General features: G+C 58.9%; 6 protein-coding genes and 1 pseudogene. All 7 read right to left on the reverse strand.

What is annotated here, in order from left to right:
• Positions 1-665 precede the first annotated feature (665 nt).
• Positions 666-1,358, reverse strand: a complete 693-nt coding sequence (locus AC1DIO_RS34680) for a hypothetical protein (protein ID WP_476777541.1) — start codon at positions 1,356-1,358, stop codon at positions 666-668.
• 855 nt (positions 1,359-2,213) lie between these two features.
• Positions 2,214-3,185: a hypothetical protein gene (locus AC1DIO_RS34685; RefSeq protein WP_476854890.1), complete on the reverse strand. Its 972-nt coding sequence runs from the start codon at positions 3,183-3,185 to the stop codon at positions 2,214-2,216.
• 106 nt (positions 3,186-3,291) lie between these two features.
• Complete coding sequence (locus tag AC1DIO_RS34690) at positions 3,292-3,561, reverse strand: hypothetical protein (RefSeq protein WP_476776348.1); 270 nt, start codon at positions 3,559-3,561, stop codon at positions 3,292-3,294.
• 876 nt (positions 3,562-4,437) lie between these two features.
• Entirely contained in the window at positions 4,438-5,298 is an 861-nt protein-coding gene (gene rfbA, locus AC1DIO_RS34695) for a glucose-1-phosphate thymidylyltransferase RfbA (RefSeq protein ID WP_476854891.1), read from the reverse strand.
• Positions 5,295-5,594 carry a hypothetical protein gene (locus tag AC1DIO_RS34700; protein WP_476776346.1) on the reverse strand — a complete coding sequence of 100 codons (300 nt, stop codon included), beginning with the start codon at positions 5,592-5,594 and terminating at the stop codon, positions 5,295-5,297. The genes rfbA and AC1DIO_RS34700 overlap by 4 nt, the downstream gene beginning before the upstream one ends.
• Before the next feature lie 872 nt (positions 5,595-6,466).
• Positions 6,467-7,117 carry a hypothetical protein gene (locus tag AC1DIO_RS34705; RefSeq protein ID WP_476854892.1) on the reverse strand — a complete coding sequence of 217 codons (651 nt, stop codon included), beginning with the start codon at positions 7,115-7,117 and terminating at the stop codon, positions 6,467-6,469.
• A 597-nt stretch (positions 7,118-7,714) separates the two neighbouring features.
• Positions 7,715-8,115 (reverse strand): annotated as a pseudogene (locus AC1DIO_RS34710) (hypothetical protein); the annotation flags it as partial.

Consider the following 8,115-nt stretch of genomic DNA (forward strand, 5'->3'; position numbering starts at 1 on the left):
GCTCGCTCTGCCAGCAGGGCTCGACCGCAAGGCGTCAAACGGGCATTCTGATGGACGTTCATCCGGGCACMTCCGGCGCAGGCGTTGGAGCTTCGCAACCCCAGCCTCTCAGCACCGGCCCGGATGAACAACCTTCATAGCTTCGACACCTAGCCGCCCTAATCCGGCTCCCGATCGCTCGAACGGGAGGCGCAATTGGTCGAGCGGCTGGCCGCCTATTCGGCGCACATTGCCTAAACCTACCTGACAAAGGCGGGCCTTTAAGAGTAGATGGAGCCGCTCTATGACGCTGTAAAACACGTCAACGGCGGCTTGGCCTTGTCATTGAAGGACATCCGTCGGCGTGGAACGCGATTCCCCGACATGCGCCTGAAACTGCGAACGCAACAGCGCATTAAACCTGAACGCGGATACCCCGAATTTGCCCGCCGCTCCGAAAGGCGTGGCAGGCCCTTTTGTTTTGGGCGAAGCTAGGTCGGAGCTTCGGCAGTGTGACCGCAGTTGAAGCTGAGCGAACCTCGGAGGCGACAATGGGCATCCTCGAGATATCGATCGTTCTGGCGTGTGCCTCTCTGCGCGCACTTGACCCCTTTACTCAACCTGCGCAAGTCATAGCCTAAAGACTCGCGCGCCCGAAGCGGCGGGGGCCCAGCAGCTGTTAGGGATTAGGATCCGTCCCGTAGCCGAGGGTTCCTAAGCTCGCTCTCCTCAGCCTTTACTAGGCCGATTTGCGTGAGAACCCAGCGCCCTACCTCTGGTTTGAAGTGCATTGTATCTAGCCAATAGCGCGATGAGCCCTTGTTTGGGTCAAAATCATTGAAGGGGTGATTAGCGATTAAATCGTGAAGCTTCAGCCCATGGTTTGCCGCTACAATAGCCACGTCTCGGCGCCAGGCAGCCAGTTCAGCATCTCGCCCACCATCGCGTAATAGATCACGTTGCGTGGAACTCATTGGTGAAAGCACCACATGCAATTCGCGTGCGCTCAGGCGCTCCAGCGCTTTGTCGAGGTAGGCAAGGCTCTGCGGACGGTAATCCATGGCAGCGACGTTTTGCGCAGCGCTTATACGACGTGTCAGATCTGCGTCGAAATCGGGCGTCTCCTTGAACCCATTAGCGTGCCAGACGCCCGGCTCAGTGCGAAGGCGGTTGCTGCCGAATAGCTGGAAGGGGGCCTTTAAGTTCAGAACCGTCGACACCAGCAACTCCCATCGCCCCACCATCGACACGATCTTTGGGCTCAGCGGAGGTGGCGGGGGAAGCCCCGAGAACATGAAATAGTCGAGAGAGATGATGACGCGGCGAGTGCTCTTGAACTCTGCTGCCAGCGCCGCTAGCTGCGGCAATTCGTCAGCCATCAACGAGGATATCCCCGCATTGTAAGTGCTTCGGGTATCTGTCGCGAGATGGCGAGGATCGATCCCGCGGTAAACAACAGACGACCCAATTAGCAACGTCGAGGGTCGGGTCCTCGCAATCTGAAGAGGCTTGATTTTACGCATTTCGACATCGAAGAGGCGACTGACCCCGGCGCCATTGTCCGTCCAAGGCGGGTTGTCGCGGAACACCCAGTACGGATCACGCCATACTGAAAGGGCCATCATGAGCCCCAGCGACGCCAGGAGCACACTAATAAATATGCCGACCGACCCCAACCATCGGCGAGCTCCTGCAGCAGAAGATGAAGACATCAGCGCTTGTATCGCCTCACCTCATTCTTGGGCGCTCACTGGATGAGCGGTAGCCGCGTTCCTGCTGTAATTATCACCACGATCGCCGTCCAGATAAGAACTCCGTGACAGCGGGTCATCGTCTCGTCGGACCATCTTAACTGCGCTTCCGTCGGCAACTCCTTCACGCAGCAGGATAGGCTTGCGCGAATGGAGGGGACGACAAGCGGAAACGTGCAACTAGGGCCCGAGGCCCGCAACGTCGGCGCTGAGGGCATCGGGTTCTCCGGAGAGCAGCTTGCGAAACCGGGACGTAAATACGTCGAGGCCGGCTATGAGGAACACGGCGCGACCGCCGGTTCGAGACCTATAGAAGGCAGCGGCTTGACTGTGTCATTGAGGGAGGCCAGCCCGTCGAGGTCAAAGCAGTCGAGGTGATGGCGTCGGTCCAGTAGATCCGCGCTGCGCATCAGGGGGGACGAGTGGCGACCGCCGCCTGCGGACACAAGCGACGCGCGATATCAAGATGGCGACACATAGACTCTATCGACGCAAACCCGGGTCTGAAGCGACCGCGCCCTCAGCCCCCCTCAAGCGGCCGAATCGTTCCCAGTCGGGCGGCATTGGGCCACCGAAGATGCGGGCCAGCATCATGCGGCCGACCTCCGTGGAATAGTGAGCCTGGTCACCCATCCAATAGTTCGGATCGTCCGAGAGCCAGTCGGCACCCGTGAAGTCCCAGAGTGGCGTGACGCGCGCAACCTGATCAAGCGCTTGCGCGAGATCCTTCGGCAAGTAACGGCTCTCGACGGCCCGATGGAGCGGGCTGACGGCCACGATGAGCCTGGTGCCGTTCTGCCGGGTCAGCGTGGCGATGCGCTGCAGGATCTGCAGCTGGTCTGCGAAATACGCGCGCTGCGCGAACGGCCTGTTGTAGTCGCTTCCGGCCTGCGCGCCGCGTCCGGCCAAACTGCTCAACGATGCCAAACGGACGAATGCCAGTTTCACCTTATTGAGGACCGAAGGGGTCTGGCGATCTTCCTCCTCGAGCGCGGCCCGGGCCTCGCGCAGGATACGCTGCCAGCTCCTGACCTGCAGCGCCGTGAGATTGCGCCACCAGAAATACACGCCGCTTTCGCCGCTCAGGGCCTGAGGCAGCAAGGTCTCGATGTAGCGGTTGGTCGCCGGGGGATCTCCGAAGGTATCGATATCAAGGAGCAGAAACACGGCTCGCAAGTGCTGCCCTCGTTTCGCCTTGTCGGCGAGGACGTATTCGAGCGCGGGCAGGAAGTCCGGCAGCATGCCGCGCGTGACCGAGAAACTGGCGAAATTCACCCCGTCCAGGCGGCGGGACAGCTCCGCCGGCGGCGTGGCCTGGGCGCGAGAGGAGCCGAACAGCACGCCGTCGAAACTGTCCGGCGCAGCGTCATAGGCCGCGAGATTGCGGTAGTGGTAATTGAGGTTGGGCGTACGCGGAAGGACGTTTGTGCCGAACACGCCCTGCGGATCGATCACGACATTCGCGACGACGACACTGATAAAGAGTGCCGCAGCCCCCAGAATCAGCGTCAGCGCATAGGTCCGAGGCTTCATCCCGGACGCGGCAGAAACCGGCTTCTTCTTACGCCAGAGCATCGGGCAAACCTGGCTGGAGTTCGGCAAGGCGTCCGTCGAGGAAAAGGCTGCGGGCAAGGCCGCGCGAAACAGAAATTCGCGACGATCGACGCGACAGGCAAGAGCACGAAGGCGGGTTCCACCAAGCATAGAAGACGAGCGACGGCAGCATCGTGTCGAGGATCGCAGCCGCCGCGCTCAAGCGCGCAAGAGCGAAGGGCAGGAGCACCGCAAGCGGAAGAAAGACGATAATGAACTCGGTAGAATTGAAGAGCATCGGGCGCGCCATAGTAGCAGTGCGAGGCGACAGACTTGCAGCCGCGATGGACGCCGGCAAGTTGTTGCGGGAGCTTGCCGCCGGTTGGCCGGCCTCGTGTGTGAAATATGTCACCAATTCTGCGGATCATATGCAGCCGCGAGGTCGCGGGCGTTAGTTGCCGCTAGGAATGTTCTGTACACGCGGACGAAAGCGCAACCTGTTAGCGTCACGTCTTCAGTCTGCATGGTGTTTCCTGAAATCACGGACGCGGGTCTGTTAGGGCGCCAGCGCCTCTATAGTGGTCGGCATGAATGCCGGAGTGGGGCGGCTTAACGGTCACCCCAGGCCGGTTTGCGCAAAGTCGATCAGCCAACGGACGCGCTGTATCATTAACGCAACGTCAGTGGAAAACCCGGCGGCTCGCCTTTGGTCGATATTGCAACTCATGGTCGCAGCTCGATGGCTATGCCCAGATGCAGGCCAGGGGTATCGAAATGAGCAACGAGATCCAGCGACGGAACATCCCGGCCCGGCCTGTCGTCGTGCAGCCGAGCCCGCCCCGGGGCATGACTTTCTGCAACACCCTCGGCTTCTCGACCATCTGCTACTGAGGAGCCGGGCCGAGTGGCTCTTGGCGAATCTAATCTGGTTAGGCGGAGGGAACTGCTCATCTCGCCTCGCGTTCCCTAACCGCGTGACGGCGCATCACATCGTCGACACGGCCTAGTAGCCCCGCCGAGTTTCCCCAGAACCGGCGGGGCTACTGCGAGTCGTGGAGTAGCTGTCGTGTGCGCGCGTCACCGGGGCGGATCCGCTCATCCTCGAGTTTCGTGCCTTGCCGCGCCGACCAGGTCATACCGATCTCCGCACCTTCATGAGCCGGAAGGCCCGCAATCAGAGCAGTTTCGCAAGATACTGCCCGTAGCTCGATTTGCCCGTCAGCTTCKCCAGTTCGGCCAGCTGATCGCGAGTGATGAACCCCTTACGKAAGGCGATTTCCTCCGGGCAGGAGATCTTCATGCCCTGGCGCCGCTCCAGGATCTCGATGAACTGCCCGGCTTCCATCAGGCTCTCATGCGTGCCGGTATCGAGCCAGGCGAAGCCCCGGCCCATGATCTGAACGTGAAGCTTACCACGCGCCATGTAGACGCGGTTGATATCGGTGATCTCGATCTCGCCGCGCGCCGACGGCGCGATGCCCGCCGCGATGTCGAGCACATCGTTGTCGTAGAAATAAAGGCCGGTCACCGCGAGATTGGATTTCGGTTCGGCCGGCTTCTCCTCGATCGAGATGCCCGTGCCCGCCGCGTCGATCTCGACCACGCCATAACGCTGCGGATCGGAGACGGCATAACCGAAGACGGTCGCCCCCGTCGGCCGCGCGATCGCCTCCGCCATTAACTCAGGCAGGCCGTGGCCGTAGAAGATGTTGTCACCAAGAACCAACGCGACGCGATCGATCCCGACGAAATCGCGCCCGACGATGAATGCGTCGGCAAGGCCGCGCGGCTCGGCCTGCACGGCGTAGCTGAGCTTCAGGCCAAACTGGGTCCCGTCCCCCAGCAAGCGGGCAAACAGCGCCTGATCATGGGGGGTGGTGATGATCAGGATCTCGCGGATACCCGCAAGCATCAGCGTCGAGAGCGGGTAGTAGATCATCGGCTTGTCGTAGACGGGCAGCAACTGCTTCGAGACCACCGAGGTCACCGGGTGCAGCCGCGTGCCGGTGCCACCCGCGAGAATGATGCCCTTCATGATACCCTCTGCGCCGTCAACGAGCCCACCACCTCGCGCATGCGTTCTTGCCACGGCTTTGCGCGATAGCCAAAGGTCGCGGCGAACCGGGCGGAATCAAGCACCGAATTGGCCGGACGGCTCGCTCGTGCGCCAGCGACGAGGGCGATTGGTTGTCCTGAATGAAATTCGGCGCGATCCCTGTCGAAAGGCTCGCGGCTATAGGTTTCCATGATGTAGCCGCGGTCATCGAAACGTCGCGGCCGGACCAGCACAGGACCGGGAATGGCGAGAGGCGCGAAGGTAAAATTGGACATGAAGTCTCCTGCCTAGCCGCAGGTAGTCGCGCCGCCGGACCGCGTCAACGACACGCCGACGCTCGTCTGACTGGCAGGCCCGGCTACGCCGCGCCTTCTCAACCAAGCGCGAGGCGATGGAATAGGGCGGTCCGGCGCKAATGACCACTTTCAGTGGCTCAAACGGCTMACAGGGGGATGTGGCCTTGTGGCGTAACGCCGCTGGCGCTCCACTTGACCCAGCTCGCCAGGCCGCCATCGTCAAAATCACGTCTGATGCCATGTGAAACTTCGCGCGACCCGTGTTGCATCGTGTTGCATGGACTTAATTGCAACACCCGAAAACAGGCGGAATCGGCCGGAATCTGCAACGTGTTGCAAGTCGCCCAACGCGTCTGGTTTCGCCTCGAATTTCTCTAAGTTTTTGATTTTTCTTAGAGAAAGATGGTAGCGGGAGAGCGTAGTGGTCGGAAAGCATACCCGATCCGGTATCGCCTGACAGCTTAGTGGCGTCCCGGAAGGGACTGCAGACAGTCGCCGATTTCAACGGCTTAGCAAATCGGTTAGCCATCCACGTAGCCCGCATGTTCTCAAGGTTCGCCGGGCGAGGAGGCGAACATTTTCGCGAAGACGCCAGCTTGGGAAGCGGCACTAAGTCATTGAAATTTCTGTGCTGTATTCCCCAACAAATAGAGCGACGTCGACCGAAAAGGGTGGCTTTCAGACTTGAGCTTAGCGACGCGGCTAGCCCGGATCTGGCGCTCGCTCAGAAGAAACAAATCAGCCATCACCGCCTCCTCTTCAGAGACTGCGAATCATAGATCATTCCAATTTTGTTGGCCCTGAGCCTAGGGGGTACGTGCTATGCCGGTTTATTAATTATTACCGGAACGCTATATTCCGCCGCGAGATAATGCATTCAATTCATTCTTTGCAGCCGTAATCAATTTTGTAATAGCCAATATACTCGCACCTAGATTTTTTTCGCACGTAATTGCGATTTTCATATCGATCTTTGAATTACGATAGAATCTGTGTAATTTTTCAACCATCGAAGCGGGGATTAGCTTTTGTCCAACTATTATTGAGCTAATGAAAGCGGGTGAACATTCTAGAATCAATGCTAATTGCTTTTGATTAATGTTTTCCTTTGCCATGATCTCATTTAATAGTTTTCGTGAAAAGAAAAGATGCCGGCTTAATTTATCAAAAGTGTCCTCTATTGACCGAAATGCATTGTCAATCTCGCGCGCTCCAAAAAGATCGATATACTCATCTTTATCTCGTATTGAATCCAAATTTTCTAAATCATATGCGGCGAAATTCTTGAAGCTTACTACTTGACTATGATCCGCAGTTTCTACAAATTCGATCCCTCTTGAGATATAGAATGCCTTAATCTTGACTTTTGTTGTGTCGCTTATCGTGCGGAATCCTGATTCAAACTCCGTCAGCGTCCGCTTTCCAACTGCCGCCAATCTGCAAACAGTTTTCATATCGAGATTAAGCATCGCGCGCGCCGCTCTAGCTTGACTAGGTGTCATCAGTTTCATCCGTATTAATGTTGGCCTATACGACTTCCGTTGCGGTCCAATCTCAATCTATCGAGTACAAAGCTGTGCCGATGCTGCCGTGATCTAGGCTGCCATTCAGCGGCAATCAAGAACTCCGCGGGTTTTACGCCGCATTCCGCGGCGAGAGCAACTGTCACTTCCGGCGAGGGTGGGGGTCTGGCATCTGGATCGGGCGCGGCCAGCTTCTGCGGCCCGCGGACTGCTTGGTCAAGGTTGGCCTCCGCGACGGGCTCGACGTGACGGACGGCGAGCGCGCCCCAACTGACATGGGCACGGACCGGGGCGTGGAGATGGACTACTTCTCCGGTCGCGACCCCGGCGGCCTGCCTGGACCGTGCGTTCAAAGTTCTAACGGAAACCCTCGGCCGTTTAGGATGCGCGTCAATCACGAATGGGCGGGCAGTGGCTCGTGAAGGCCGTAGCCGACGAACCAGCGGATCGCGATATTGATCACCGCCTCGCGCAGATCCCGTTCGTTATTGCTCAGCGTTATAACGTCAAACTATTAGGATAACGAAAAAAGCCCCGGGTTTCCCCGGGGCTTTCCGACTAGGATCGGAGACCCGATCAGAAGTCGCGCTGGATGCGCAGACGGCCGGTGAGGGCGTCGTCCGACTTGATCAGCAGGTTGCCGGTGCGTTGGCCGAAGTTGTCGACCTGACCGATGCGGTTCTTCAGCTCAACCTTGGAGTAGAGAACTTCCACGCCGATATCGAGACCCGAAACCGGGGTCCAGACGAGGTTGGTGCCGATGATGAACTCCTTCGGGTCAAGCTTGACCGGGACGTTCCCCTGGACGGTGAAGAGGCCGTTCTGGATCGAGGCGCCCATGTCGAGCTCGGAGTACGAACCATAGACTTCCGAACGGATGGTCGGGGTCCAGTAGTGCTTCAGGCCAGCAGTGATGGCGAAGCCCTTGGTCAGCTTCGAGCGACCGGTGGTCTGGTCGATGACGATGTCCGCAGCGG

Source organism: Allobosea sp. 05T439 (assembly GCF_056396005.1).